Genomic DNA, 23237 nt, shown 5'->3' with positions numbered 1-23237 from the left:
CCCATGACCCTACTGTTCAGGTTTTCGGCGCGTCGGTGTCGACGGGTCCGATCGGGACGACCAGCGGGGTTGCGGTGACCGGGTCGTCGATCACCTTCGCGCGTAACCCGAACACCTGCGCCACCACGTCCTCGGTGAGGACCTCGGCGGGCGTACCGGCGGCAACCACGCGCCCGGCGCGCATCGCGACCAGTCGATGCGCGTAGCGCGCGGCGAGATTCAGGTCGTGCAGCACCATCACCACCGTCCGGCCCGCTTCGGCGTGCAGGCGGCGGACCAGGTCGAGAACCTCGATCTGATGGGCGAGGTCGAGGAAGGTGGTGGGTTCGTCGAGCAGCAGCAGATCGGTGTTCTGGGCCAACGCCATCGAGATCCAGGCGCGTTGGCGCTGCCCGCCGGACAGTTCGTCGAGGGGGCGATCGGCGAATTCGGCCATGTCGGTCCAGGTCAACGCCTCGGTGATGGCGGCTTCGTCGTCGTCGGACCACTGGCGGTACCAGCGCTGGTGCGGGTGCCTGCCGCGAGCGACCAGATCGGCGACGGTGAGACCCTCTGGAGCGAGCGGTGATTGGGGCAGGATGCCCAGCACGCGGGCCACTTCCTTGGTCGACATGCGGTCGATCCGTTTGCCGTCCAGGTGGACATGACCGCCTGCGGGGCGCATCAGTCGGGCCATCGCGCGCAGCAGCGTGGATTTGCCGCATCCGTTGGGCCCGATCACCGCGGTGACGGTGCCGCCGGTGATGTCCAGGTTCAGGCCGTCGACGACGGTCGTCGAACCGTAGCCGAGGGTCAACGCGTCGGCCTGCAGCCGAACGGTCATCACACGCCCGCTTTCCCGGCACGGTTGCGCCGCATCAACAAATAGATCAGATAGGGCGCGCCGAGCACGGCGGTGACCACACCGACGGGGAGTTCGCCCGCTGGCAGCAGCGTGCGGGCGACGAGGTCGGCGGTGACGGTGAAGGCCGCGCCGAGCATCGCCGAGGTCAGAAGCGGTGGTTGGGCCGAACCGGTGAGCCGTAGCGCCACCTGGGGCACGGCGAGCGCGATGAAGATGATCGCGCCCGCCGAGGCGGTGGCGACCCCGGCCAACAGCACTGCCAGCACCAGCAGCGTCAGGCGGGCGGCGTTGAGCCGCACGCCGAGTGAGCGGGCGGTGTCGTCGCCGAAGTGCAGCGCACCGAGCAGGTGGGTGCCGGCCAGGACCACCGGCACCAGGACGGCCAGGGCGATCGCCACCGGTGTCACCTGGATCCAACTGCTGCCGTTGAGGCTGCCGGTCAGCCAGGTCACCGCCCGTGTCGCGACATCGACTTCGCCGACGCTGAGCAGCCAGAAGGTCACGCTGGAGAGCAGCGAACCGGCACCGAGGCCGACGAGCACGAGCCGATAGCCTTCGATGCCGCCGCGCCAGGCCAGGATGAACACACCGAGCGCGGCGAGTAAACCACCGAGCATCGACGCGAGGGGCACCCCGATCTCGGCGGCGACGCCGCTGATCTGGCCGCGGCTGCCGGACAGGGCGATCACCGCGACCGCGGCGACGCTCGAACCCGCGGTGACGCCGAGGATATCGGGACTGGACAGCGGGTTGCGGGCGATGCCCTGGGTGATCGCGCCGGACAACGCCAGCGCCGCACCGACCAGCGCACCGGTGAGAATCCGGGGCAGCCGCAGATCCCACACCACATAGGCGAGGCCGTCGTCGCCGCTCCCGCCGAGCACCGCGAGCACGTCCCACGGGGTGACCGGGCCTCCGTCGGGCATCGTGTAGGTGCCCAACGCGAGCGCCACGCAACTCGCGGCGCCGAGGATCGCGAGTCCGACCAGCAGCACCGCGGTCGTGCGCAGTCGCAGTTGCCATGACACCGGTCCCAGCCGGAGCGCCCGAACGGTGCTCATATGCTCACCAACTTGCGGCGGCGGACCAGCACGATGAAGAACGGAACGCCGACGAAGGCGAGCATGATCCCCGCGGGAAGTTCGCCTTGGTCCAGGACCAACCGGCCCGCGACGTCGGCCACGAGCACCATGACCACGCCGAGCAGCCCGGCGACGGGGACCAGCCAGCGGTAGTCGGGCCCGGTGATGCCGCGCGCCAGGTGGGGAACGACGAGCCCGACGAAGCCCAGTGGTCCGGCGATCGCCACGACAGCGCCGGTCAGCAGCACGATCGAGCCGACGCCGACCACGCGAGCCAGAAACACACGATGGCCGAGCCCGCGGGCGGTGTCCTCGCCGAGGCCCAGCGCGTTGAGGGCGGAGGTGTTGGCCAGGGCGAGCAGTATCCCGACGACGACGAACGGTGTGGCTTCGCCGAGTAGGTCGAGGTCGGACCCGACCAGCGAACCGGCTTTCCAGAAGCGGTAGATGTCGGTGACGTCGGTGTCGAACAGCACGATCGCCGAGATCAGTCCCTGTAACAGGTAGCTGACGGCGGCGCCGGCCAGGGCGAGGGTCACCGGGGTGGGCCCGCCACGGCCCGTCGCGCCGATGACGAAGACGGTGATGGTGGCGATCAGCGCCCCGGCGAAGCCGAACCACACATAGCCGAACAGGCTCGAGATGCCACCGATCATCACCGCCATGACGATGCCGAGAGCCGCGCCCTGGGTGATCCCGAGCAGCGCCGGGTCGGCCAGTGGATTTCTGGTGTGGCCCTGGATCACCGCGCCCGCGACGCCGAGCGCGAGGCCGGCGAGGATCCCCAACAGGGTGCGAGGCAGGCGCAGGCCGTTGACGATGGCGCCGGTCTCGGTATCGGTGGTGCCGCCGAGCGCGTCCAGAACATCAAGGGGAGCGATGAATTTCGATCCGACGGCCAAACTGAGCAGGACGGCCGCGAGCGCCGCGGCGAACAGTCCGGCGATGAGGAGCAACCGGCGAGACCGCGTATCGGCGAAGACGGCTCCGGGCGGCGATGCGGTCACTATCCCTCTTCTAGTTGGTAATTAGGTAAGGCTTCGCTAGGTTAGCAACACTGTAGAACTCCGAATCAACCGGGAGACGTCGATGAACACCCCACTGAGCCGTCGGCTCGCCGCGGCCGCGGTAGTGGCCGCAGCCGTCCTGGGTCTGTCCGCGTGCGGCCAGGACCGATCGGCCACCGGCACCGCGAGCAGCGATTGCGATACCGCGAGCAACCTCGACGGCGGCGCCTACCCGCGCACCATCGAGGCCGGGGCGGTCAAGGACAAGGCGGGCACGAATGTCGGCACGGTGGTCGACCCGGCCACCATCACCACCCGACCGGTCCGGGTCGCGGCCCTCGATCAGACGTTCGTCGACGCCGCCCTGGTGCTGAACACCGAGGTGGTCGCCTACACGACCTACCAGGCCATGGGTGAGAAGTTGCCCGCGTTCCTCGGCGCGGCCGCCCAGACCTGCGGCGCGCGAGCGGTGAACATCGGTAATCTGCAGACCCCCGACATCGAGAAGCTGGCCGGAGCCCGACCGGATCTGATCGTGTCGGCCAAGGTGCGTCACGAGAAGCAGTACGAGCAGTTCAAGGGCATCAAGCTCGGCGCGGGCACCGTGCCGGTCGTGTTCAGTCAGACCACCGGCGCCACCTGGAAGGAAAATCTGCTGTTGCTCGCCAAGGCGGTCGACAAGGAGAACCTCGCCCGCACCAAGCTCGCGGCGTATCAGGATCGCGCCACCAGGATCGGCGCGGCGATCAAGGCAGGCAACGGCGGCAACGCGCCCACCGTGTCGCTGCTGCGCTTCCTGCCCAAGGAGGACCGGTTGATGCAGCCGGTCAGCTTCGTCGGCGACATCTTCGCCGACACCGGGCTGAATCAGCTCGACAAGTCCGACGACCCGACCAACGACTTCTCGATCGCACTGAGCCCCGAGCGGCTGCTCGACGCCGACGCCGACTACGTCTTCCTGACCAGCAACGGCGAGGACGCCGCCGCCCAGCGCGAGGCCGCCGCGCAGGCCAACCCGCTGTGGAATCAGCTGCGCGGCAAGATCACTCCGGTCGACGACCTGACGTGGCTGACCTCCGTCGGCCTCACCGGAGCGCACGCGGTGCTCGACGACATCGCCAAGACCTTCGGGGTGGATCCGGCACGGTAGCCGGGCGCGCACAGCGCACCGCGTGCGCTGTGCGCCCGCCCCTACACTCGGCGAGGTGGGCGAACAGAAGCAGCGGATGCTGGCCGGGGAGCTGTACAAGGACAACGATCCCGAACTGGTGGCCGAACGACAACGGGCGCAACGGCTGTGCGACGAGTTCAACCGCACCGGCCCGGACGCGACCGGGCGGCGGACCGAGTTACTCGACGATCTCCTCGGCACGCTGGGGGAGGGGTCCTGGATCATGCCGCGGTTCCAGTGCGACTACGGGTACCTGATCGAGATCGGGGCGAACACCTTTCTCAACTACGACGCGATTCTGCTCGACTGTGCGCCGATCATCATCGGGGACGACTGTTCGATCGGGCCGCGCTGCCAGTTGCTCACCGCGCTGCATCCGATGGAAGATCACGAAAAACGCAGCCAGCGGTGGGAATCCGCCGCCCCGATCCGGATCGGGAACAACGCGTGGTTCGGCGGTGGGGTGATCGTGTGCCCCGGCGTGACGATCGGCGACGATGTGGTGGTCGGCGCGGGCGGCGTGGTGACGCGCGATCTGCCGGATCGGGTGTTCGCGGCGGGTAATCCGGCACGGGTGATCAGGCAACTCTAGGTTCGCGCGGCGGGCGCGACATGCGGGGCGGGTGCGGCGTCGGGTCGCGTCCGCGAGCCTGCGGCAATACTGTCTGACTATGGGCGAATCGCGAATCGAGATGGAACCCGAAGCCACCCGGCCGCTGCGCGAGGACATTCGCTTCCTCGGCGGCATCCTGGGCGACACCATCCGCGACCACGAAGGTCCGGAGGTGTTCGACCTGATCGAGCGCGTCCGCATCGAGGCGTTCCGGGTGCGCCGCGAGGAGGTCGAACGCAGCGCCGTCGCCGATATGCTCGACGGCACCCCCACCGAGGTCGCGATCCCGCTGATCCGGGCGTTCAGCTACTTTGTGCTGCTGGCCAACCTGGCCGAGGACATCCAACGTGATCGCCGCCGTGCCGTCCACGTCGCGGCGGGCGAGCCACCACAGGATTCCTCGCTGGCCGCCACCTACGACAAGCTCGAGGCGGCCGGTCTCGACGGTTCGGTAGTGGCCGAGCTGCTCAGCGACGCGCTCGTGTCCCCGGTGATCACGGCGCACCCGACCGAAACCCGCAGGCGCACCGTCTTCGACGTGCAGTCCAAGATCACCGAGCTCATGCGCCTGCGTCGCCGCCTCGAACCCGGCGAGCCCGGCCTCGACGAATCCGAACTGCAGATCCGCCGCGAGGTGCTCACCCTGTGGCGTACAGCCCTGATCCGGTTGGCGCGCTTGCGGATCCAGGACGAGATCTCCGTCGGCCTGCGCTATTACGACCTCACTCTCTACGACGTGATTCCCGCGATCAACGCGCAGGTGCGCGCGGCTCTGCGCACGCGCTGGCCCGAGCAGGATCTGCTGCCGCGCCCGATCCTGCGCCCCGGCTCGTGGATCGGCGGGGACCGCGACGGAAACCCCTTCGTCACCGCGGACGTCGTGCACACCGCCGCCGAACAGGCCGCCGCCTACGCGTTCGGCCGCTACCTCGACGAGCTGGTCGAACTCGAGAAGTCGCTGTCGCAATCGGCCCGCCTGGTCCAGGTGACGGCGCCGGTCGCGGAGCTCGCCGCCGCGGGGTATCCCGACCCCGGCCTGTTCGCCGACGAACCGTATCGTCGTGCGCTGCACGCGATTCGGGCCCGCCTCAGCGCTACCGCCGTGCTGGCGCTCGGTGACCTGCCCGAGCACGGCCTCGATGCCGGTGCCACCCCGTATCCCGCGCCGCAGTCCGTCCTCGACGACCTCGACGCGATCGACGAATCCCTGCGCGCCAGCGGTGACGGACTGCTCGCCGATGACCGCCTCGCGGCCCTGCGCCATGCGATCGAGACCTTCGGCTTCCACCTGCAGGGCCTCGACATGCGCCAGAACTCCGAGGTACACGAACAGGTGGTCACCGAACTGCTGGCCTGGGCCGGTGTGCATCCCGACTATCAGAGCCTGTCCGAAGCCGAGCGCGTGGAGTTGCTCGCCACCGAGTTGCGTACTCGCCGTCCACTTCTCGGCCCCAACGCGGCACTGAGCGAGCTCGCGACCAAGGAACTCGGCGTACTGCGCGCCGCCGAGGAGGTCATCCATACCTTCGGCGCCGCCGCCGTCCCGAACTACATCATCAGCATGTGCACCTCGGTCAGCGACATGCTCGAAGCGGCCCTGCTGTTGAAGGAGGCGGGCATCCTCGATCCGGGCACCGCCGATGCCGCGCCGAGCTGTTCGGTCGGCATCGTTCCGCTGTTCGAAACCATCGAGGACCTGAGCGCGGGCGCCTCGACCCTGGCCGCGGTACTGGAGGTTGCGGTCTATCGCGAGTTGGTCGAGGCGGCCGGCATGCGGCAAGAGGTGATGCTCGGCTATTCCGATTCCAACAAGGACGGTGGATACCTGGCCGCGAACTGGGCGCTCTACCGGGCCGAATTGGACCTGGTCGAGGTGGCCGGGAAATCGGGCATCCGGTTGCGGCTGTTCCACGGACGCGGCGGCACCGTCGGGCGCGGCGGCGGCCGCAGCTACGACGCCATCCTGGCCCAGCCCGCGGGCGCGGTACGTGGTTCACTGCGACTGACCGAACAGGGCGAGGTGATCGCCGCGAAGTATTCCGAATCCGGTGCGGCACACCGCAACCTGGAATCGCTCATCGCGGGCACGCTCGAATCGACGCTGCTGGATGTGGAGGGCCTCGGCGACGACGCCGAACCCGCCTACGAACTCCTCGACGATCTCGCCGCCCGTGCTCGTGCGGCGTACGCGAACCTGGTGCACGACACGCCTGGCTTCGTCGAATACTTCCGCGAATCCACCCCGGTCGCCGAGGTCGGCGACCTCAATATCGGCAGCCGCCCGGCCTCGCGCAAACCCACCAATTCGGTCTCGGACCTGCGCGCCATCCCCTGGGTGATGGCCTGGAGCCAGGCCAGGGTCATGCTGCCCGGCTGGTACGGCACCGGCACCGCGCTGCAGGACTGGGTCGGCGACGACCCGGCCCGCCTCGCGCGCCTGACCGATCTCTACCAGCGATGGCCGTTCTTCAACACCGTGCTGTCGAACCTGGCCCAGGTGATGGCAAAGAGCGACCTCGACATCGCCGCCCGCTACGCCGAGCTGGTCACCGACGAAACGCTGCGCGCGAAGATCTTCGCCATGATCGCCGACGAACACGCCCGCACCATCGGCATGTACCTCGCGGTCACCGGCCACACCGAACTGCTCAGCGACAACCCGTCACTGGCCGAGTCGATCCACAACCGGTTCCCCTACCTGGAGCCCTTGAACCAGCTCCAGGTAGACCTGCTGGCCCGGCTGCGCGGCGGTGACGATTCCGAACTGGTGAAGCGGGGCATCCTGCTCACCATGAACGGCCTGGCCACCGCCCTGCGCAACTCGGGGTAGCGCTCAGAGGCAGACGCTGACGGTGAACGGTCCGACCGGAATGCCGGTGCAGATCGACACCGAGCCGACCACCGGCTGCGCGGGGGCCGCCGCGGCGGTTCCGGCACCGATTCCGGTCACGGACAGGGCGAGGGCGGCAACGGCGAGCGGGCGGGCGAACGTGGTGAACATAGGCTGATCCTCGGGTAGAACGGGCTGAACACCCCCGTGCGGAGGCGTCCCCATCTCAACACGAAGCGTCGGCGGCGTCCACGACATGGTGGGAATCGCGGTCGCTCAGTCGGATACGACAGCGATCGCGTCGATCTCTACCAGCATCTCCGCGCGCGGCAGGCCGGTGAAAACGGTGGTGCGCGAGGGCAGTACACCGTTGGTCGTGTGTTTCTGGACGAATTCGCCGTACGCCTCGTTCATGATCGCGAAGTCCTCGCGCTTGGTGAGGTAGACCCGCAGCATCATCACATCGTCGAAGGTGGCGCCGGAGGCGTCGACGATCGCCTTGACGTTCATCAGGGTGCGGGTGGTCTGGGCGGCCACATCGCCCTGGTGCAGATACTCGTTGGTCTCGGGATCCACCGGGCCCTGACCGGACACCTGGACGAACGGGCCCTTGCGCACGCCCTGGGAGAAGGTGTGGGCCGGAGCCGGGGCATCGGAGGTGCGCACGGCGGTCTTGTCGGACATGGGGGTTCAGCCTTTCCTCGCGGTGACGTCTCGGCGGGGGTCCCAGCCGAGTTCGATGGAGATGGCATCGGCCGTTGCTCTGACCTGGGGCAACAAAGCCAGCACCTGATCGTGGTCGAGCAGCACGTCGGGAACCGAGACCGACACCGCGGCCACGACGCAACCGAGTCCGTCGCGCACGCCGACGCCGATGCAGTTGACGAAGCTCTCGTGTTCCTCGTGGTCTTCGGCGAAGCCCTGCGCGTCGACCAGCGCCAATTCGGCCAGGTACTGCTCGGGTGAGCGCAGGGTTCGGGTGGTGAAGGGGTGGTAGTCCAATCGCGCTGCCACCGCGGCCCATTCGGTGCGCGGCAGCGCGGCGACGAGTACCTTGCCGACCGCGGTGCAGTGCAGCGGAGCGGGCCTGCCGATCCGCGAGTACATCCGCACCGCCTGCTCGGCGTCGACCTTGTCGATGTAGACGGCGTCGCCCGATTCGTAGGCGGCCAGGTGCACGGTCTGCCCGGTGGCCGCGCCCAGCGCGCTCAGGTGCGGACGGGCGACGGTGCGCACATCGCGGTTCTCCAGTGCGCGGCTGGCCAATTCGAACATCCGGGTGCCGAGCGAATAGCGATGGGCGTTGTCGCGCACGACGAACCGGTCGGCCTGCATGGTCTGTAGCAGGCGCAGCACCGTCGACTTGTGGACCCCGAGCCGGACAGCCAGCTCGTCGAGCGACTGCGAGTTCTCGCCGAGGGCGATGAGAATGGACATGGCCCGCGACACGCTTTGACTCATGAGCTGATCGTTTCATCCAGCGCCGCGGGATAGCGCAACCCGGCCCAGGTCCGGTCGGAAAGCATCGCCAGGCGTCGAAGATCTTGTGACGGTGGCAGTTTCGCCGCATCGCCGGTAGCGGTGAGCGCCGCCGCGGCGCACAAGTGCCCGTACCGAAGGCGGGTGCGCAGGTCGGCGCCGTGCAGCAGGGCGGCGAGGTAGCCGCCGGCGAACGCGTCACCGGCGCCGATGCGCTCGGTGATCGTCAGCGTCAGCGCGGGTACCTCGATCGAGGACGCACCCTCGAAGCCGGTGACGGTGTGCTTGTCGTTCTTGACTATCAGCTGGGCGGGTTCGGGGAACAACGCGCGCAGGGTGCCCGGGTCGCCGGTGCCGAAGATCTCCTCGGCCTCGTCGGTGCCGAGGAACACCACGTCGGCGCCGCGGATGTGCGCGTCGAGTTCGTCGGTGGCCTCATCGATTCGCGAACCCCACACTGCCGGACGGTAGTTCAGGTCGAAGCTGACCAACCCGTGACGGGGCCGGGCGAGCAGCGCGCGGGTGAGTTCGCTCGCCGACTCCGACAGTGCCGGGGTGATGCCGGTGAAGTGCACGAGGTCGACGGCGTCGAGCAGTGGCGCCCGGCCTGCGAGGTCGGCAGGCGACAGCGCGCTGGCGGCCGACCCCGTGCGGTAGTAGTGCATGCGGCTGGCATCGGCGTCCAGGTCGTTGGCCACCCCGGATCCCGCACCCCGCTCCTTGATGTACAGGCCGGTGGGTCGCGTCGGATCGACGGCGACCGCGCTGACGTCCACCCCCTGCGCACCGAGCTCGGCGACCAGGTACCGCCCGAAGCCGTCGTCGCCGACCCGTGACAGCCAGGCCGCCGACACGTCGAGTTGGGCGAGCACCACGGCCACGTTGGCCTCCGCGCCGCCCGCGCCGCGATCGAACCGCGCCGATCGCTCCAGGGGTCCCGCGCCCGCGATCAGTACGGCGAGTCCCTCGCCGACGGTGACCGCCCTCGGCCGAGTGGTTGTTGCCTGGGTCACCCCATTTGTCCTTTCGTGCTTGCGGTCACTGCCCTCGGGATGCACAATAACGAGCAGGAACAGTCAGCGCAACCACCGTTGCGCATAGTGCAATACTTGTTCGACATAACCGATCGAGCCGTCACCCCGGGTTCGGTCGAGGAGAAAGGGATGCTGTGATCATCGACAACGACGTCGTGGACGCCCTCGCCGACGAGTTGCTCGGACCCGAGGGCAAGAGCGTGCCGCCGGCGGCATGGGGAAGCACCGTGCGCGAATACCTCGCCACCGCACCGCGACTCGATCGGTGGCAGACACCGTTGCTCACCCTCGACCGTGACAGGCTCGACGCGAACCGCGACCTCATGGCCGAGTGGACCGCCACGGCAGGCGTCGCGCTCGCCCCGCACGGCAAGACGACGATGGCGCCACAGCTGTGGCGCGAGCAGCTCGTGACCGGGTCGTGGGCGATCACGCTGGCCACCGCGTGGCAGGCGCAGCTCGCGCGCGTGTTCGGTGTCGGCCGGATCATGCTCGCCAACACCCTCATCGACCCGGTCGGATTGGCCTGGGCCGCCGCGGAATCGGCGCGTGATCCCGGCTTCGAGTTCTACTGCTGGGCAGACGGCGTCGCCACCGTCGAACTGATGGACAAGATCCTGCGTGATACTCCCGCGGGTCCCCGTGTTCGAGTGCTGGTCGAACTGGGCGGCCCGCACGGCCGCACCGGCGCCCGCACCCGCGCCGAAGCGCACGCGGTCGCCGTCGCCATCGGTGCCAGTGAGCGTCTGAGCCTGGCCGGTGTCGCGGGCTACGAAGGCGCGCTGGCCCACGATCGCAGCACCGCTGGTGTCGAGGCGGTGCGCGTCTACCTCGGCGAACTTGGCGCGTTGCACACCGAACTCGCTGCGGCGGGGGCCTATTCGGGACCGGCGGTGGTCACCGCCGGTGGCAGCGCGTACCCCGAACTGGTCGTGGAGGAGCTCGCCGGCCTGGCCGACCCCGCCGGTGCGCGCGGCGTGGCGACCACCGTCGTCCTGCGCAGCGGCGCCTACCTGGTGCACGACGACGGCTTTTACGCCGGGATCTCCCCGCTCGCCGCGCCCGCGACAGAACCCGGTCTTCGGTCGGCCATGCACGGCTGGGCTCGGGTGGTCTCCCGGCCCGAGCCGGAACTGGCCCTGCTCGACGGCGGCAAACGCGACTTCCCCTTCGACGAAGGCCTGCCCGTGCCCCAGCGGGTCGTCGGCGGCACGCTTCCACCGAACGCGGTGGTCACCGCGCTCAACGATCAGCACACCTTCCTGCGTCTGCCCGGTGCCGATCACACCGCCCTGCCCGTCGGTTCCGTGGTGCGACTGGGCCTCTCACACCCGTGCACCGCGTTCGACAAGTGGCGTCTCATCCCGGTGATCGACAACGCCGACGCGACCGACCCGCGCATGGTCGACCTGATCCGCACCTACTTCTGACGGACGACCATGACGCACTTGCTCTTTCGTGACATCGACATCGTCGACGGCACCGGCGCCCCACGCACCCGTGGCGACGTGGCGGTCCGCGACGGCCACATCGCCGAGATCGCGCCACCCGGCTCCATCGAGTCCGACGCGAGAGTCGTTGCCGTGGAGCCGGGTTCGGTTCTCACACCCGGGTTCATCGACATGCACGCGCACTCCGATCTCCACCTGCTCACCCATCCCGACCACTTCCCCAAGATCACCCAGGGCGTCACCACCGAGGTGATCGGCCAGGACGGGCTGTCCTACGCACCCATCGACGAAGCGACGCTCGCGGTGGTGCGCAAGCAGATCGCGGGATGGAACGGCAACCCCGGCGACTTCGACTTCACCTGGCGCACCGTCGCGCAATACCTGGACCGCCTCGATCAGGGCATCACGCCCAACGCCGCCTATCTGGTGCCGCAGGGCACGCTGCGCATGCTCGTCGTCGGCAGCGAACAGCGCGCGGCCACCGCCGCCGAGATCGACCGGATGTGCGCACTGCTGGCCGAGGGCTTCGAACAGGGCGCGGTCGGCATGTCCAGCGGGCTCACCTATACGCCCGGAATGTATGCCGACACCGGTGAACTCGCCGCGTTGTGCGCGGTGGTCGCCTCCTACGGTGGCTTCTACGCACCGCACACCCGCTCCTATGGCGCGGGCGCGCTCGAGGCCTACGCGGAGATGATCGGCCTGGCCGCGGCCACCGGGTGCGCGCTGCACCTGACCCACGCCACCATGAACTTCGGGATCAACCGCGGCCGGGCACCGGAATTCCTCGCGATGCTCGCGCAGGGTCGCGCCGACGGCTGCGACATCACCCTCGACACCTACCCCTACCTGCCCGGGTCGACCACCCTGTCCGCGCTGCTGCCCAGCTGGGCGATGTCGGGTGGGCCCGACGCCGCACTGGCCCGCCTCGACGACCCGGCCGAGCGCGCCAGGATCGCCGATGATGTCGACGTCAACGGCTCCGACGGTTGCCACGGCGTCACCGTCGAGTGGGAGACCATCCAGATCAGCGGGGTCGGCGACGACGCGCTGTCGGACTCGGTCGGGCGCACGGTCGACGAGATCGCGGCCGAGCGCGGGATCGCCCCGGTGGAGGTTTTCTTCGACCTGCTGCGCCGCGACCAACTCGCCACCACGATCCTGCAGCACGTCGGCCACGAGGAGAACGTGCGCGCCATCATGGTCGACCCCGGTCACATGGGCGGCAGCGACGGGCTGCTCGTCGGGGCCCGACCCCACCCGCGCGCCTGGGGCACCTTTCCCCGGTACTTCTCGCGCTACGTCCGGGAACTGGGCGTGCTCGGACTCGAGGACTGCGTGCACCACCTCACCGGCCGACCCGCCGCCCGACTGCGCCTGGCCGAACGCGGCCTGATCCGGGCCGGTTTCGCCGCCGACCTGGTCGTCTTCGATCCGGCGACGATCCACGACACGGCCACGTTCGACCACCCCCGACAACAGGCCCGCGGAATCCAGCACGTGCTGGTCAACGGGGAATTCGCACTGGAGAACGGCACCGCGACCGGGGTTCGCGCCGGTCGCGCGCTGCGCCTGGACCCCACGAAGGAGGAAACCCGATGAACCCGTTGCTCAGCTCGTCGTCGGAGGCCATGGAGGTGATCCGCGCGGACCGGGCCCTCACGGTGGTCCGCGCACCCGACATTCCCGACCCGGTCGCGCTCGCCGACGCGCTCGTCGGCGCCGGGATGCGGGCGGTCGAACTGACCTTCACCACCGTCGGTGTGCTCGACGCGATCAGCAAGGCCTCCGCGGTCGCCGACGCCGTGATCGGGGTCGGCACCGTCACCACCCGCGCGCAGGCCGAAGCCGCCATCGAGGTCGGTGCCCGGTTCCTGGTCACGCCCGCGCTGCGCCCCGAGGTCGCCGAAGTGGCCGCGGCGCACACGATTCCGGTCATCATGGGTGCGTTCACCCCGTCGGAGGTCCTCGCCGCGGCGGAGATGGGGGCGGCGGCGGTGAAGATCTTCCCGGCGCGCGCGCTGGGCCCGCAGTACTTCAAGGATCTGCTCGGGCCGTTCCCGCATCTGTTGCTGATCCCCTCCGGCGGCGTCAATTCCCACAACGCCCGCGACTTCCTCCGGGCGGGCGCGATCGCCGTGACCGCAGGCACCGACGTGGTCGCCCCGTCCGACGTCGAGGCCGCGCGCTGGTCCCACATCGGCGCCAAGGCCGCGCATTTCGTCCGTTCGCTTGATTGAGAGGTTTTCCATGGGCGCCACCGTCGACTGGTTGCGCACCACCACCCCCGGGTTGCTGGTGCTGTGCGGTCTCGCGATCGCTGTACTCCTCATCGCCATCATCAAGGTCAAACTGGAGCCGTTCGTCGCGCTGCTGTTGACCGGACTGCTGCTGGCGCTGGCCGCCGGGCTGCCGATCTCCGAGATCGTCGGCACACCGCTCAAAGCCGGTGAGTCACTACTGGAAACAGGCTTCGGCGGCATCCTCGGCCACATCGCGGTGATCATCGGCCTCGGCACCGTGCTCGGCGCGATCCTCGAAAGATCCGGTGGCGCCGACGTTCTCACCGACAAACTGCTGAGGGTGTTCGGCGAGAAGGGCGCTCCCGTCGCGATGGGCCTGCTCGGGCTCATCTTCGGCATCCCGGTGTTCTTCGACATCGGCATCTTCGTGCTCGCGCCGCTGGTCTACGTCGCGGCCAAGCGCGGCGGGCGCTCGCTGGTCCTCTACGCCATGCCGATGCTGGCAGGTCTGTCGATGACGCACGCGTTCCTGCCGCCGCACCCCGGACCCGTCGCGCTCGGCGGATTGCTCGGGGTGAGCCTGGGCTGGCTGATTCTCATGGGTTTCGTCTGTGGCATCCCGGGTTTCATCGCCGCGGGCATCATGTGGGGCACCTACATCGGCAAGCGGGTGCAGGTCTCGGTGCCGGAGGAGTTCGTGCCGCTGGAGCCCGAGCCCGAGCCCGCCGATGGTTCGGGTGCGACGGCGGTGATCACGAAATCGCCGCCCTCGGTGGGGTTGATCGGTGGCATCATCGCCATCCCGCTGGTGCTGATCCTCGGCGCCACGTTCGGTTATCAACTGCTGGACAAGGATTCGGCCCTGCTGCAAGTGCTCACCTTCTTCGGCACCCCGGCCGTCGCACTGCTCATCACCGTGCTGGTCGCTTTCTATCTGCTCGGAATCCGACGTGGTTCGACGGTGCAGGAGCTGAGTACCATCACCGCCGAATCGCTCAAGCCGGTCGGCATGGTGTTGCTGGTGGTCGGTGCGGGCGCCTTCTTCGGCAAGGTCATCTCCGCCACCGGCATCGGCACGGCGCTGGCCGACACGATGTCGGCGGCGGGACTGCCGATCATCGTGCTCGCCTACCTGATCAGCTGTGGGCTGCGTATCGCGCAGGGTTCGGCGACGGTCGCCATCGTCACCACCGGCGGCATCGTGGCACCGCTGGTCGCCGAGCAGGGCTACTCGCAGATGGCGATCGCGCTGATCGCCATGGCGATCGCGGCGGGCTCGATCATCCTCAGCCATGTCAACGACGGCGGCTTCTGGATCATCGCCAAGTACTTCAACATGACGGTGAAACAGACGCTGCAAACCTGGACCGTGCTCGAAACCATCCTGTCGATAGTGAGTTTCGCGGTCGCGGCGCTACTGTTCTCGATCGTCTGAGCACCGCATCACCGAGCCGGGCTGTCCCCACGGGTCAGCCCGGCTTCGTATGCCAGGATCGCGGCCTGCACCCGGTTGTCCACGTCGAGCCGCCGCAGAATCGCGCTCACGTGGAACTTCACCGTCGCCTCGGCGAGGAACAGTCCACGGCCGATGTCGGCGTTGGACAGTCCACGCCCGAGCAGAGCGAGCACGTCTCGTTCGCGGTCGGTCAGCGCCTCGACGCGTCGCCGCGCGGCGGTGACGGTCGGCGCGGCGCTACCGGAGCGGGCGATGACCTTCTGCGCGATCCGCGGGGACAGGTAGGCCGCGCCGTCGGCCACGGCGCGGACGCCGAGCAGAAGTTCGCGAGGGTCGGCGGCCTTGAGCAGGAAACCGTCGACGCCGTGCGCCATCGCGGCGTCGACGTAGTCGTCCTCGTCGAATGTGGTCAGCAGGACCACCGCCGTGGTCGGCAGCGTGGTGCGTAGTTCGGCAGCGGCGCCGAGTCCGTCCAATCGCGGCATTCGGATATCGAGGAGCGCGATGTCGGGCCGGTGCCGGCGGGCCAACTCGACCGCTTCGCGTCCGTCGCCCGCCTCGGCGATCACGTCGATCTCCGGGTCTGTCGCCAGGATCGCCTTCACGCCGATGCGGATCAACGGTTCGTCGTCGGCGAGCAGCACCCGGATCGTCATCGACTTGCCCCGTTCCGATCGAGTGGGATCCGCGCGCGGACGATGAAACGATCGTCCTCGGCGCTCGCGTGAAAGGAGCCGTCCAGCAGGTGAACTCGGTCGCGCAGACCTGCGAGACCGATGCCGGTTCCCTGTACCGGGCCCGGCGGACGGCTGGATGTGACGCCCGGCCGAGAGTCCGGCGGTTCGCTGGACGTGGATGCGGACCGAGAGTCGGTAGCGGCACCCGGCGAGCTGTCGACCGCGAGGTCGAAGAAGGGCGCTGTGCCGGTCGCGCGGATCGGCAGGCCGGTCCGTAGGTTGGCGATCGTGACCTCGACCCGAGTCGGGGTGCGCTCCACGCCGATCACGACCTCGGCGCCGGGAGCATGCCGTGCCGCGTTCGTCAGCGACTCGCGCACGATGTAGGACACCGCCCGCTCGATGAGCGGTGGCATCGGCACGCCGTCGAAACCCTGTGTCGTGACAACCATTCCGGCGCTGCGCGCGCTGTCGACGACCGCGGTGACGTGTTCGATGTGCGGGTCGATCGGGCCCGCTCGACGCAGCACCCCGATGGTGCTGCGCAACCGATCGGTGGCCGTCACCGCGGCGGCCCGCAGTTCGGCGGCCGCCTGCCGGTTCTGCTCGGACAGCTCGCCCGCCAGTTCCAGCGCACCCGCACGCAGGGCGATCAGCGCCAGGTCGTGGCCGAGGCTGTCGTGGATGTCCGCGGCGATCCGGGTGCGTTCACGCAGCTCGGCGCGCTCGGCGATCAGCCGCTGCTCCTGTTCGAGATGAGTGACCCGCTCGGCACTCGCCGCCAGCAGTTCGGCTTGCTGACGACGGAATCGACCCGCCGACCACGGCAGCGCGCAGGCGAGAACGAACGACCCGAGCACACCGCTGCCGACCGAGAAATCGACCAGCGTGAGCACCACTCCCGGCACCGTCAGCGCGGCGAGCACCGTCCATTCGCGCGGGAACGGCAGTCGTCGACCGTGCAGAAAGGCGACGACGGCGAGCACCAGGTACAGCATCTGCCGCCACAGCGGGACAGCGTCGAGAAACAGCCCATTGGCCTGGGCCGCTCCCGCGAGCAGCACCAGCGCGGCCCCGTTCCTCATTCGCCCGACCTTACCGATCGCAGCCGATACAGCCGCGTCACCGTGGTGACCAGCCCGGCCGCGGCGGCCGCGGCGACCGCGATCGGCAGCGGCGCGTAGTAGGCGAGCTGCGCCCAGGTGACCGTGCGCCCGCTCATGATGATCGAGACGATCGCGGGCAAACCGGCGAACAGCAGGCCGGGAATCAGGGCGGGCAGCATCCGTGCGCCGGTCCACCAGAACGACTTCCCGAGCCTGGCGCGCGCCCACCGCCGCGCTCGGATCGCACCGAGCGCACCGAGTCCGAGTGCGGTCACCGTGCTCGCCCCGAGCGCGAGCTCCGTCCACTGTCGGGCGCCGCCGGGTGTTTCCGGTGTCTCCCCACGACTCATCGCGGCCAGGCCGAGCATGACCGGGTAGGTGTCGTCGGCGAGTCCGGCGCTGTTGGTGAGCACGGCGAAGCCGTACCCGGTGTCCGGGTCGATCGCCTGAGCGGCGTTGTAGGTGAACAGGTTTCCGGAATGGACAACCAGATCGCTTTCTTCCTCTGTGCCCCAACCCATTCCGTAACGGTGCAGGACCGGGGTGCGCATCGTTGTCAGGCTCCGCGCGGTGACGAGTTGCGGGCCGTTGCCGGTATTGCTGATCAGCCACCGGCCCATATCCGCGGCCGTCGTAATGACCGAACCGGCTCCACCGCCCGCGAACCCCGCGAGTTCGGGCCGCGGAACCCACTGCCCGAACAGTGAGGTGAAGCCGTCCGGCGGTGCGGGCAGGTCGGCGTCGGTGCCGCTGGCCGTCATTCCCAGCGGAGCGAACACGCGCTCTCGCAGGAAGTCGCCGAAGTCACGGCCACTTGCCACTTCCACCAGTCGCGCGGCGATGTCGTAGTTGACGTTGCAGTAGGCCCACCGCGTTCCGGGCTCGGCGGCCAACGTGCCGGTTTGCACCGTGGCGACGTAGTCGGTCAACGACCGTGCGTGATCGGTGGCACCGATATCGACCGTCCTATCCGAGAGTCCGGATGTCTGATTCAGTAAGTGCCGCACAGTAATCCGGTCTGCCCGAGCATCGTTCATCCGGAACTCCGGCAACTGCTCGACCACCGGCCTGTCCAGTGCGAGACGTCCCTCCTCGACGAGCATCATCACCGCGGTCGCGGTCATCGACTTGCTCAGTGAGGCGATGCGCATCGGCGAGTGCTCGGTGATCGGCTCGCCCCGTGAATCCTGACCCGCGCCGGTGGCGTGCACGACGGTGTCGCCACGGGTGACCACCACGGAGATTCCCGGCAGCCTCGTGGAGTCCATCGCCCTCGCCAGGTAGGCGTCGATGGCCGCGGGAGTGATGTCCGCCGGGCCGGGCGCGGCGAGCGCGCTCGAGGGTGCGGAGAAGCCGACGATGATGACTGCCGTGATGATCAGTACGCGATGCATGCGGCAACCGTAGGAACTGCTCGCCTGGCTGGGATCCGACGAACGGCCACGACCGGCCTGGACGAAAGTCGGGAATGCCGGGCGTGATCGCCCAGCGGCGTCGTTCAGTCGAGGAGCGCGCGCGTCAGTCGAGCGAGCGCTGCGCGCGGGTCTTCGCCGACCTCCGCCCCGGTCAGCCGGTGAACGACGGCGCCGTCGAGATAGTCGACGAGGATCCCGGCGTCGGTGGCGGCCAAGCCGACCGACGCGGCCATCTCGATCGCCCACGCGCGCAGTCGCCGGTGCCCGCGCTGCACTGATTCGTGGAGCGCCGGCATCGTCTGCGACTCACCGAACAGCGCAAGACGTGCCTGCGTGCGGATGCGGTCGGTGGTCGTCGCGTGCGTGAGGAACAGCGCGAGACCGTCGATGAGGTGCTCGACGGTGGCGAGGCCGAGTGTGCGGTTCAGCGTCTCCCAGTCGGCGTGATCGCGCTGTTCGAGGCGTTCGGCCACGCCGCACAGCAGCGCCTCGCGGGTGCGGAAATAGTTGGAGGTCGAACCGGGCGGCAGGTCGGCGGCCTGGTCCACCGCGCGGTGGGTGAGCGCACGCGACCCACCCGTGCCCAACACCTCGATAGCGGCGTCGAGTACCTGCTCGCGTTTGGTAGCCACGCGCCGATACTACGCCCGTAGTGAGCAGTACTACATTCGTAGTGTTTGACACTACAGCCGTAGTAAAGTCATGGTCGGTACCCGAAACGAGGGAGTGTGCGATGTCTACAGCGATCGTGGTCGGCGGCGGAATCGGGGGAACGGCCGCGGCGCTCGCGCTCGTCGGTCGGGGGTGGTCTGTTCAGGTGCTGGAACGGGTACCGGAGGTCGAGGCGGTGGGATCGGGGATCTCGCTGTGGTCCAACGCGTTACGGGCGCTGGACGCGCTCGGCGTCGGCGATGCGGTGCGTGCGCACGGGATGGCGGAGGTGTCCGCCGGGGTTCGGGACGAGCGCGGGCGATGGCTCTCGCGGACCGATGTGACGACACTGCGGGAACGGTTCGGTGCTCCCGTCGTGATCCACCGCGCCCGGTTGCTGGACATCCTGCGCGCCGCGTTGCCCGAAGGGGTTGTGCGCACCGGAATCTCGGTGCGCGAGGCGACTGTCGACGGGCGAGTCCTCCACTCCGCGGGGACCTCCTGCGCCGATCTGGTCGTCGGTGCCGACGGGATTCGCAGCGTCGTCCGTCGAGCCGTCTGCGGCGACGTGGCACCGCGCTACGCGGGCTATACCGCCTGGCGGGCGGTGATCGACCTCGACGAACCGTTGACGGAATTCGGTGAAACCTGGGGTCGCGGCAGGCGTTTCGGCATGGCGCCCCTCGCCGACGGCCGCGTGTACTGCTTCGCCGTCTACAACGCGCCCGAACACGCTCCCGGAAGCCTCGCCGACGTCGGCGAGCTCTTCGCCGGGTGGCACCACCCGATACCCGCGTTGCTCGCTGCCGCCGACCCGCACGCGGTGCTGCACAACGACATCTACGACCTGCCTGCGCTGTCGACCTTCACCGCGGGCCGGATCGCCCTGCTCGGCGACGCCGCGCACGCGATGACACCGAACCTCGGCCAGGGCGGCTGCCAAGCCCTCGAAGATGCCGTCATCCTGGGTAACTCCGTGGGCGAACCCAACGGCCTCGCCGAATACGACCGTCGCCGCCGACCTCGCGCGCAGATGATCGCCCGCCGCTCCGCCCGGATCGGCACCATCGCCCAGCTCTCCACGCCGACCGCGGTCGCGCTCCGCGACACTGCGATGCGGCTGACCCCCGCGTCGGCCCAACTCCGCGCCATGGCAACGGTTCTCGATTGGACCTGTTGACATACCGTCGGCTGTCAGCGGACGCGAGACCGTGATCGCTCTCGGACAGTCGACACGGCGACGAGCGGTTCCCGGGTACAGCGGCACCGCACTAGCTGCTTGCCTGCACCGACCGGTGGTAGCGCGCGAACATCGAGGCGGCCGTGGCAGCCATGATCGCGCGCAGCTCGGGTGGGTCGAGGACCTCGACGTGATCGCCCAGGGGGAGCAGGGCGTGGGCGAGGATTTCGTGGGACTCCCCGGGGATCGTGATGTCGGCCCAGCCGTCGGCGTCGGCGGGTTGCAACGAGTCCAGGGCTTCGCGGACAGCGGCAGCGTCGTTCATCAGGCGGAGCAGGTTCAGCTGGTCGGTGCAGATTCGGCAGTGGGCGCGCACACGCAGGATCGATCGCGCGAACTGTTCGGCGCCGTCCTGCCAGTGCGTGGCGAGATCGAAATCGGCCGGCCGGGTGAAGGATTCGCCGGTCGGTTCGGCGGTGGCGATTCGGCTCGCCCGATACGAGCGGACATCGGATCCGTCGCGGGCGATGAGGTACCAGGTGCCTGCCTTCATGACCAGGCCGAGCGGTTCGAGGGTGCGCGCTACCGTGCGATCGCCGCGGCGGTAGCTGATCGTGAGGCGGTGGTCGTGCCAGACAGCGTCGGCGACCGTGGCGAGGGTGGGGGTGGCGTCGGGGCGCTGGAACCAGCCGGGCATGTCGATGTGGACGCGTTCGGCGATCCGGGTGGCCCGGCCGCGCAGTTCGGGTGGGAGCGCGGCGAGCATTTTCAGCTGCGCGGTGGCCAGGACGGTGCCGAGGCCCAGGTCGGCGGCTGCGCCGGGCAGGCCCGCGAGGAGTACGGCATCGGCTTCGTCGGAGGTGAGGCCGGTGAGTCGGGTCCGGTAGCCGTCGATCAAGCGCACGCCGCCGCCGCGTCCAGGCGCGCTGTACACCGGAACGCCGGCCTCCGACAGCGCTTCCACGTCCCGGTACACCGTGCGCACCGACACCTCCAGCTCCCGCGCCAACGCGCTCGCGGTCGTGCCGCCGCCCGTCTGCAACAGCAGCAGCAGCCGCACCAATCTGCTCGCTCGCACAACTTCGAGACTAGCCGTCAAACCTGACAGGAGATGTCGAGGTTGGGTCGTACCGTACGAGATATGACCACGTGGAGCCAGTTCACCGAAGAAGCCCCGAGCATCGCGGCGCTGTTTCTGCGCCGCCATCGAGCCACCGGCAACCTGTGCATGCTCGGCACCCTGCGCGCCGACGGATCACCGCGGATCAGCCCGATCGAACCGATGATCTTCGAGGACATGCTCATCCTGGCCGGCATGCCGAAGACCCGGAAATTCGACGACCTCGCCCGCGATCCACGCTTCTGCCTGCACACCGCCACCATCGACACCAACGTCGCGGACGGCGACGCGAAACTCTTCGGCACCGTCACCGATCTCCAGGACGACGCCGTGCACGCACGCTTCGCGCAGAATCTGTTCGACGACAGCGGTCTCGACATTCGCGGCGAGAAATTCGACCACTTCTATGTCGCCGACCTCACCGGCGCGTCCACGGTCGAAGTCAGCGACGACCATCTCGACATCACCGTCTGGAAACCGGGTGCCGGCGAAACAATCGTGCGCAAGCAATGAGCCGCCCGGTTCAGTACGTCGAGGGGTCCGGCGTGAGACGCGGGCTCCCGCGAGCAGTTCGCTCGCCCCGCACGAGAACACTGATTCGGGCCGCGGTCGCCCGCGAGGTTGTCGGGGCAGTTCGTCGAGAGCGGGAGGGATCGATGGGTTGATTATGACTGTCTGGTCAGTCATAATCGGGTGCATGCCGAAGAGAGTCGATGTGGCCGCCAGGCGCTCCGAAATCCTGGACGCGGCCGTGCGAGTGTTCGCGCGCAAAGGTTTCGCCGCGTCGCGGATCGAGGACGTCGCGGCCGAAGCCGGCGTCGCGAAAGGCAGTGTCTACCTGGCGGTCAGCAGCAGGGAGGAACTGCTGACCGCGGCGTTCGACCAGTACCGTGCCCGCGCGCGGGCACAGCTCGCACTGCCCTCGACCGGGTCGGCGCTGGATCGGCTGGGTGCGCTGATCCGGGCGGCGGTCGCGATGCTGGCGGCACATCCCGATCACGCGCGCGTGCTGCTGGATGTGTGGGCCGCCCGCTCCCCGATAGACATGGCCGCCGTGTACGCGGACTACCGCGCGGCGATCGCCGAGCTGCTGCGCGAGGCTCGCGACGACGGGCACTTGCGGGCGGGGATCGGACCCGAGCATGCGGCGGTGATCGTCGGCGCGATCGAAGGCTGCCTGGTGCAGTGGCTCGCCGACGATCGTGTCCGGCTCGTCGACTTGACCGAACCTCTCGTGGCTGTGTGCGTGGACGGAATCCGGCGATGACGATCACCGACCGGCTGATCGCCCCGAACGCGACGAGAAGTGAAGCCGCCCTGTGCTATACGGCCGCGGTGGTGGGCGCGGCGACAGCGGGTCTGCTCGCCGGGCGAACGGGCGGATCCGCGCTGATGATCGCCGTCGTCACGCTGGTCGGCTTCGATGTGTTCGGCGGCGCGGTGGTGAACGCGACGGCGTCGGCGAAGCGCTGGTTCCACCGGCCAGGGCGTGAGGCCCGCCATCACCTCGCGTTCGTGGCGATCCACGGCCAGCCGTTCCTGCTCGCGCTGGTGGTCCCCGGGTTCGGCTGGTGGACGGCGAGCGCGATCTACGTGATCGCCGTCGCGTCCGCGATCACGGTGACCTCGGTGCCCCAGCACCTGCGCACACCGATCGCGTTCGCCGCCACCGTGTTCGGTACCGCGATCACGGTGGCCGTGCTCGCGGTCCCCACGTTCGTGCTCTGGTTCGGGCCCGTCCTGCTGATCAAACTCCTGCTCGCCCACCTCCTGCCGGAGCCGGGCACCGTCGACGAGCCTCGGCCGCGAACGCCTCGCCCGGTGGGGTGAGGATCGGCAGGGCGCGGTTTCGGGGATCGGGCAGGCCGCTGTGCCACG

The 23237-nt window shown here is 69.0% G+C and carries 23 protein-coding genes; 11 read left to right on the top strand and 12 right to left on the bottom strand.

Going from position 1 to position 23237, the window contains the following annotated elements; all coding sequences use genetic code 11:
* Positions 1-16: 16 nt before the first annotated feature.
* Genes ACFWUR_RS20560 through ACFWUR_RS20550 form a run of 3 tightly spaced genes read right to left on the bottom strand, consistent with a single transcriptional unit; the run spans position 17 to position 2933 of the window.
* Positions 17-823, bottom strand: coding sequence for an ABC transporter ATP-binding protein (locus ACFWUR_RS20560; RefSeq protein ID WP_378908860.1), 807 nt, complete (start codon positions 821-823; stop codon positions 17-19).
* Positions 823-1905 carry a FecCD family ABC transporter permease gene (locus ACFWUR_RS20555; RefSeq protein ID WP_378908859.1) on the bottom strand — a complete coding sequence of 361 codons (1083 nt, stop codon included), beginning with the start codon at positions 1903-1905 and terminating at the stop codon, positions 823-825. Before ACFWUR_RS20555 ends, ACFWUR_RS20560 begins: the two co-directional genes overlap by 1 nt.
* Positions 1902-2933, bottom strand: coding sequence for a FecCD family ABC transporter permease (locus ACFWUR_RS20550; RefSeq protein WP_378908857.1), 1032 nt, complete (start codon positions 2931-2933; stop codon positions 1902-1904). The genes ACFWUR_RS20555 and ACFWUR_RS20550 overlap by 4 nt, the downstream gene beginning before the upstream one ends.
* An 82-nt stretch (positions 2934-3015) precedes the next feature.
* On the opposite strand from ACFWUR_RS20550, the gene ACFWUR_RS20545 reads away from it, so the two are divergent.
* The 3 genes from ACFWUR_RS20545 to ppc all read left to right on the top strand — a co-directional run bounded on the left by ACFWUR_RS20545 (position 3016) and on the right by ppc (position 7547).
* A complete protein-coding gene (locus ACFWUR_RS20545) occupies positions 3016-4083 on the top strand; it encodes an ABC transporter substrate-binding protein (RefSeq protein WP_378908856.1) in 1068 nt (355 codons plus the stop codon).
* 76 nt (positions 4084-4159) lie between these two features.
* Positions 4160-4696 carry a sugar O-acetyltransferase gene (locus ACFWUR_RS20540; RefSeq protein WP_378909023.1) on the top strand — a complete coding sequence of 179 codons (537 nt, stop codon included), beginning with the start codon at positions 4160-4162 and terminating at the stop codon, positions 4694-4696.
* Positions 4697-4775: 79 nt separating this feature from the next.
* Positions 4776-7547, top strand: coding sequence for a phosphoenolpyruvate carboxylase (gene ppc, locus ACFWUR_RS20535; RefSeq protein WP_378908854.1), 2772 nt, complete (start codon positions 4776-4778; stop codon positions 7545-7547).
* Positions 7548-7550: 3 nt separating this feature from the next.
* On the opposite strand, the gene ACFWUR_RS20530 is transcribed toward ppc, so the two are convergent.
* The 4 genes from ACFWUR_RS20530 to ACFWUR_RS20515 form a co-directional block, all read right to left on the bottom strand.
* Positions 7551-7718: a hypothetical protein gene (locus tag ACFWUR_RS20530; protein WP_378908853.1), complete on the bottom strand. Its 168-nt coding sequence runs from the start codon at positions 7716-7718 to the stop codon at positions 7551-7553.
* A gap of 105 nt (positions 7719-7823) precedes the next feature.
* Positions 7824-8231 carry a RidA family protein gene (locus tag ACFWUR_RS20525; RefSeq protein ID WP_378908852.1) on the bottom strand — a complete coding sequence of 136 codons (408 nt, stop codon included), beginning with the start codon at positions 8229-8231 and terminating at the stop codon, positions 7824-7826.
* A 6-nt stretch (positions 8232-8237) separates the two neighbouring features.
* Positions 8238-9008 (bottom strand): IclR family transcriptional regulator, encoded by a 771-nt coding sequence (locus ACFWUR_RS20520; RefSeq protein ID WP_378908850.1) that lies wholly within the window; start codon positions 9006-9008, stop codon positions 8238-8240.
* The gene (locus ACFWUR_RS20515; RefSeq protein WP_378908849.1) at positions 9005-10039 is read right to left on the bottom strand and encodes a sugar kinase; all 1035 of its coding nucleotides are present in this window, start codon (positions 10037-10039) and stop codon (positions 9005-9007) included. The genes ACFWUR_RS20520 and ACFWUR_RS20515 overlap by 4 nt, the downstream gene beginning before the upstream one ends.
* Before the next feature lie 155 nt (positions 10040-10194).
* On the opposite strand from ACFWUR_RS20515, the gene ACFWUR_RS20510 reads away from it, so the two are divergent.
* The 4 genes from ACFWUR_RS20510 to ACFWUR_RS20495 are packed head-to-tail and all read left to right on the top strand — an operon-like array spanning position 10195 to position 15189.
* A complete protein-coding gene (locus ACFWUR_RS20510) occupies positions 10195-11490 on the top strand; it encodes an amino acid deaminase (protein ID WP_378908847.1) in 1296 nt (431 codons plus the stop codon).
* Between the two features lie 9 nt (positions 11491-11499).
* Complete coding sequence (locus ACFWUR_RS20505; protein ID WP_378908846.1) at positions 11500-13113, top strand: amidohydrolase family protein; 1614 nt, start codon at positions 11500-11502, stop codon at positions 13111-13113.
* Positions 13110-13751 (top strand): bifunctional 4-hydroxy-2-oxoglutarate aldolase/2-dehydro-3-deoxy-phosphogluconate aldolase, encoded by a 642-nt coding sequence (locus ACFWUR_RS20500; protein WP_378908844.1) that lies wholly within the window; start codon positions 13110-13112, stop codon positions 13749-13751. The genes ACFWUR_RS20505 and ACFWUR_RS20500 overlap by 4 nt, the downstream gene beginning before the upstream one ends.
* A gap of 10 nt (positions 13752-13761) precedes the next feature.
* A complete protein-coding gene (locus ACFWUR_RS20495; RefSeq protein WP_378908843.1) occupies positions 13762-15189 on the top strand; it encodes a GntP family permease in 1428 nt (475 codons plus the stop codon).
* Positions 15190-15197: 8 nt separating this feature from the next.
* Here the strand turns inward: ACFWUR_RS20495 and ACFWUR_RS20490 are convergent, their stop codons facing one another.
* From ACFWUR_RS20490 to ACFWUR_RS20475, 4 genes are all read right to left on the bottom strand, one after another.
* Positions 15198-15866 (bottom strand): response regulator, encoded by a 669-nt coding sequence (locus tag ACFWUR_RS20490; RefSeq protein ID WP_378908842.1) that lies wholly within the window; start codon positions 15864-15866, stop codon positions 15198-15200.
* Complete coding sequence (locus ACFWUR_RS20485) at positions 15863-16972, bottom strand: sensor histidine kinase (protein WP_378908840.1); 1110 nt, start codon at positions 16970-16972, stop codon at positions 15863-15865. The genes ACFWUR_RS20490 and ACFWUR_RS20485 overlap by 4 nt, the downstream gene beginning before the upstream one ends.
* Positions 16969-18387, bottom strand: a complete 1419-nt coding sequence (locus ACFWUR_RS20480) for a serine hydrolase domain-containing protein (protein ID WP_378908839.1) — start codon at positions 18385-18387, stop codon at positions 16969-16971. The genes ACFWUR_RS20485 and ACFWUR_RS20480 overlap by 4 nt, the downstream gene beginning before the upstream one ends.
* A gap of 104 nt (positions 18388-18491) precedes the next feature.
* Positions 18492-19040 carry a TetR/AcrR family transcriptional regulator gene (locus tag ACFWUR_RS20475; protein ID WP_378908837.1) on the bottom strand — a complete coding sequence of 183 codons (549 nt, stop codon included), beginning with the start codon at positions 19038-19040 and terminating at the stop codon, positions 18492-18494.
* Positions 19041-19141: 101 nt separating this feature from the next.
* Between ACFWUR_RS20475 and ACFWUR_RS20470 the strand changes: the two genes are divergently transcribed.
* Positions 19142-20239 (top strand): FAD-dependent monooxygenase, encoded by a 1098-nt coding sequence (locus ACFWUR_RS20470; protein ID WP_378908836.1) that lies wholly within the window; start codon positions 19142-19144, stop codon positions 20237-20239.
* 91 nt (positions 20240-20330) lie between these two features.
* Here ACFWUR_RS20470 and ACFWUR_RS20465 read toward each other — a convergent pair whose 3' ends face one another.
* On the bottom strand, positions 20331-21317 hold the full coding sequence (locus tag ACFWUR_RS20465; RefSeq protein WP_378908834.1) for a helix-turn-helix transcriptional regulator: 987 nt from the start codon (positions 21315-21317) through the stop codon (positions 20331-20333).
* Between the two features lie 63 nt (positions 21318-21380).
* On the opposite strand from ACFWUR_RS20465, the gene ACFWUR_RS20460 reads away from it, so the two are divergent.
* The 3 genes from ACFWUR_RS20460 (at position 21381) to ACFWUR_RS20450 (ending at position 23189) form a co-directional block, all read left to right on the top strand.
* On the top strand, positions 21381-21872 hold the full coding sequence (locus tag ACFWUR_RS20460; RefSeq protein ID WP_378908833.1) for a pyridoxamine 5'-phosphate oxidase family protein: 492 nt from the start codon (positions 21381-21383) through the stop codon (positions 21870-21872).
* Positions 21873-22056: 184 nt separating this feature from the next.
* Complete coding sequence (locus ACFWUR_RS20455) at positions 22057-22626, top strand: TetR/AcrR family transcriptional regulator (RefSeq protein ID WP_378908832.1); 570 nt, start codon at positions 22057-22059, stop codon at positions 22624-22626.
* Positions 22623-23189 (top strand): hypothetical protein, encoded by a 567-nt coding sequence (locus tag ACFWUR_RS20450; protein WP_378908831.1) that lies wholly within the window; start codon positions 22623-22625, stop codon positions 23187-23189. Before ACFWUR_RS20455 ends, ACFWUR_RS20450 begins: the two co-directional genes overlap by 4 nt.
* Positions 23190-23237 lie beyond the last annotated feature (48 nt).

It is taken from the genome of Nocardia sp. NPDC058633, assembly GCF_042717045.1.
GTDB lineage: Bacteria > Actinomycetota > Actinomycetes > Mycobacteriales > Mycobacteriaceae > Nocardia.
The sequence above is the reverse complement of the archived record's forward strand: the minus strand, read 5'-3'. Positions and strand labels throughout refer to the sequence as shown.

Bases quoted from the DNA above. Each gene is read 5' to 3' on its own strand.
- ACFWUR_RS20560 (WP_378908860.1), bottom strand. From the start codon at position 823: ATGACCGTTCGGCTGCAGGCCGACGCGTTGACCCTCGGCTACGGTTCG.
- ACFWUR_RS20555 (WP_378908859.1), bottom strand. From the start codon at position 1,905: ATGAGCACCGTTCGGGCGCTCCGGCTGGGACCGGTGTCATGGCAACTG.
- ACFWUR_RS20545 (WP_378908856.1), top strand. From the start codon at position 3,016: ATGAACACCCCACTGAGCCGTCGGCTCGCCGCGGCCGCGGTAGTGGCC.
- ACFWUR_RS20540 (WP_378909023.1), top strand. From the start codon at position 4,160: ATGCTGGCCGGGGAGCTGTACAAGGACAACGATCCCGAACTGGTGGCC.
- ppc (WP_378908854.1), top strand. From the start codon at position 4,776: ATGGGCGAATCGCGAATCGAGATGGAACCCGAAGCCACCCGGCCGCTG.
- ACFWUR_RS20530 (WP_378908853.1), bottom strand. From the start codon at position 7,718: ATGTTCACCACGTTCGCCCGCCCGCTCGCCGTTGCCGCCCTCGCCCTG.
- ACFWUR_RS20525 (WP_378908852.1), bottom strand. From the start codon at position 8,231: ATGTCCGACAAGACCGCCGTGCGCACCTCCGATGCCCCGGCTCCGGCC.
- ACFWUR_RS20520 (WP_378908850.1), bottom strand. From the start codon at position 9,008: ATGAGTCAAAGCGTGTCGCGGGCCATGTCCATTCTCATCGCCCTCGGC.
- ACFWUR_RS20505 (WP_378908846.1), top strand. From the start codon at position 11,500: ATGACGCACTTGCTCTTTCGTGACATCGACATCGTCGACGGCACCGGC.
- ACFWUR_RS20500 (WP_378908844.1), top strand. From the start codon at position 13,110: ATGAACCCGTTGCTCAGCTCGTCGTCGGAGGCCATGGAGGTGATCCGC.
- ACFWUR_RS20495 (WP_378908843.1), top strand. From the start codon at position 13,762: ATGGGCGCCACCGTCGACTGGTTGCGCACCACCACCCCCGGGTTGCTG.
- ACFWUR_RS20490 (WP_378908842.1), bottom strand. From the start codon at position 15,866: ATGACGATCCGGGTGCTGCTCGCCGACGACGAACCGTTGATCCGCATC.
- ACFWUR_RS20485 (WP_378908840.1), bottom strand. From the start codon at position 16,972: ATGAGGAACGGGGCCGCGCTGGTGCTGCTCGCGGGAGCGGCCCAGGCC.
- ACFWUR_RS20480 (WP_378908839.1), bottom strand. From the start codon at position 18,387: ATGCATCGCGTACTGATCATCACGGCAGTCATCATCGTCGGCTTCTCC.
- ACFWUR_RS20470 (WP_378908836.1), top strand. From the start codon at position 19,142: ATGTCTACAGCGATCGTGGTCGGCGGCGGAATCGGGGGAACGGCCGCG.
- ACFWUR_RS20460 (WP_378908833.1), top strand. From the start codon at position 21,381: ATGACCACGTGGAGCCAGTTCACCGAAGAAGCCCCGAGCATCGCGGCG.
- ACFWUR_RS20455 (WP_378908832.1), top strand. From the start codon at position 22,057: ATGCCGAAGAGAGTCGATGTGGCCGCCAGGCGCTCCGAAATCCTGGAC.
- ACFWUR_RS20450 (WP_378908831.1), top strand. From the start codon at position 22,623: ATGACGATCACCGACCGGCTGATCGCCCCGAACGCGACGAGAAGTGAA.